This window comes from Rhizobium sp. PEPV16 (assembly GCF_008919455.1).
Lineage (GTDB): Bacteria > Pseudomonadota > Alphaproteobacteria > Rhizobiales > Rhizobiaceae > Rhizobium > Rhizobium leguminosarum_Q.
Genome location: NZ_VSZV01000067.1, coordinates 1 through 2,585 on the forward strand (window position 1 = coordinate 1; position 2,585 = coordinate 2,585).

Here is a 2,585-nt window from a genome sequence, read left to right on the forward strand (position 1 = left end):
CGGTCACATTAGTGCATCGCCGCGACTTCTTCCGGGCCGAGAAAATCCTGCAGGAACGCCTGTTCTCCAAGGACAATGTCAAAGTTCTGTGGAATACCGAAGTGGCTGAGATTACCGGCACCCCGGCCAAGCCGCCGATGCCGCAATCCGTATCCGGCGCGCGCCTGCGCGACGTCAGAACCGGCGCGATCACCGAGGTGGCGATCGACGGCGTCTTCATCGCCATCGGCCATGCGCCGGCAACCGAGCTCTTCAAGGACAAGCTGAAGCTGAAGGACAATGGTTATCTCTGGACCGCGCCGGATTCGACTGCGACCAGCCTGGACGGCGTCTATGCCGCGGGCGACGTGACGGATGATACGTTCCGCCAGGCGATCACTGCCGCCGGCCTGGGGTGCATGGCAGCACTTGAAGCCGAGCGATACCTGACGGGCCACATGCCCGTCGCCGTGGCCGCGGAGTAAGATCGGCATGAGGGGTGGGGGAATGCCATTGGATTGGGACAAGCTGCGTATTTTTCACGCAGCTGCCGAGGCGGGTTCGTTCACGCATGCGGCGGATAAACTGCATCTGTCCCAATCCGCCATCAGCCGCCAGGTCAGCGCGCTGGAGCAGGATGTCGGCACCAAGCTGTTTCACCGCCATGCGCGTGGCCTGATTCTGACGGAACAGGGCGAACTGCTTTACCGCACCGCCCATGACGTGCTGCTGAAGCTCGAAACCGTGAAGATGCAGCTCACCGAGACGACTGAGACTCCATCCGGCAAGCTGCGCGTCACGACGACGGTCGGCCTCGGCCAGGGCTGGCTGACCGACAAGATCCAGGAATTCCTGCAGCTCTATCCCGATGTGCAGATCCAGCTGATCCTCGACAATGAGGAAGTGGATGTGAACATGCGTCATGCCGACTGCGCGATCCGCCTGCGCCAGCCGCAGCAATCCGACCTCATCCAGCGCAAACTCTTCACCGTGCACATGCACGTCTATGCGGCCCCGTCCTACATCAATCGCCACGGCGAGCCGCAGAAGGTCGAGGATCTCGACAATCACCGCATCATCACCTTCGGCGAACCGGCGCCGAGTTACCTGCTCGATGTCAACTGGCTTGAGGTCGCCGGCCGCTCGTCCGACAACAAGCGTATTCCGCATCTGCAGATCAACAGCCAGACCTCGATCAAGCGCGCCGCCCTGCTCGGCATCGGCGTCGCCTGCCTGCCGGATTACATCGTCGGCCGCGACCCAGGCCTGATTCAGCTGGCAATCAATGCCGACGTCCCTTCCTTCGACACCTATTTCTGCTATCCCGACGAGATTAAGAACGCCGCCAAGCTGAAAGCCTTCCGCGATTTCATCGTCAGCAAGGCCAGAAACTGGAACTTTTGAGCCTGGTTTTATTGATAAATTGCCGACTATGCAGAACACGCATGACTGGCATGCACAAATGAGGGTTGCCGTTTGCACATTAAACCACCATATCGCTCATAGCTGATGCACATGGTGGCTTTTCCTCCCAGTTCCACCGCATCAGCTGTTCCCCTCTGGAGGTTTTTGACCTTCACACTTATAAGGGCCCTGGTTTTCCAGTGGCCCTCTTTTTTTGCCTTTCTTCCTCAGCGAAATGCCGCACCGCAAAAAAATTGTGCGGCGCATAGCAGACATGCACAAAAAAGCATTGAAACCTGCTCAAGGAAGCACCATATCCCTTTCAGCTGATGCATCTTGTGGTTTCTCTCCCAGTACCACCGCATTAGCTGTTCCCCTCTGGAGGTTTTTTGACCTTCACAATTATAAGGGCCCTGGTTTTCCGGTGGCCCTCTTTTTTTGCCCAAAATTTGCTCATTCAATAAAATCCGCCACCTCACGCCTCCGTGATTTGCATATCGAAGACTGACGATCGATATATCGCCCAGACACGATTTACAGTTCGGCGAAAGACGATGGACAAAGACGAAATTATCAAGGCGCTCGCCCATCCCACCCGGATGGACATTCTGAACTGGCTGAAAAATCCCGAGGAGCATTTCCCCTCGCAGGAGCATCCTTTCGAAATGGGCGTCTGCGCCAGCCAGTTCGAGCGCTGCGGCCTGTCGCAGTCGACGGTCTCGGCCCATCTCGGCACGCTGCATCGTGCCGGCCTCGTCACCACCAAACGCGTCGGCCAGTGGATCTTTTACAAGCGCAACGAAGAAACGATCGCCGCCTTCCTCAAGCAACTGACGCAGGACCTTTAGAATGCCCCTCGCCCTCCTCGTTCTTGCCTTGAGCTCGTTTGCGATAGGCACCACCGAATTCGTCATCATGGGTCTGTTGCCGGAGGTCGCAGCCGATCTTTCGGTCAGCATCCCGCAGGCCGGATGGCTGGTAACCGGTTATGCCCTGGCAGTCGCGATCGGCGCGCCTGTGATGGCCGTTTCGACCGCGAAGCTGAAGCGCCGCACCGCCCTGATTGCGCTGATGGCCTTCTTCATCGCCGGCAACCTGCTTTGCGCTCTGGCGAGCGACTACTGGGTGCTGATGATCGCCCGTGTCGTGACAGCACTTTGCCACGGCGCATTCTTCGGCATCGGCTCGGTGGTCGCCGCCGG

Annotated in this window: 4 protein-coding genes; all 4 read left to right on the forward strand. The window is 58.4% G+C overall.

Translation table 11 applies throughout. From position 1 onward, the window contains the following. The coding region (locus FY112_RS00635) for an FAD-dependent oxidoreductase (protein WP_181018114.1) at positions 1-464 on the forward strand (464 nt) is incomplete at its 5' end. Between the two features lie 22 nt (positions 465-486). Further along, positions 487-1,383 (forward strand): LysR family transcriptional regulator VtlR, encoded by an 897-nt coding sequence (locus FY112_RS00640; protein ID WP_018446649.1) that lies wholly within the window; start codon positions 487-489, stop codon positions 1,381-1,383. A gap of 554 nt (positions 1,384-1,937) precedes the next feature. After that, positions 1,938-2,231, forward strand: coding sequence for a metalloregulator ArsR/SmtB family transcription factor (locus FY112_RS00645; RefSeq protein ID WP_011652911.1), 294 nt, complete (start codon positions 1,938-1,940; stop codon positions 2,229-2,231). A 1-nt stretch (position 2,232) separates the two neighbouring features. Further along, positions 2,233-2,585 (forward strand): MFS transporter (locus tag FY112_RS00650; RefSeq protein ID WP_151517375.1); only part of this gene is annotated, 353 nt, incomplete at its 3' end.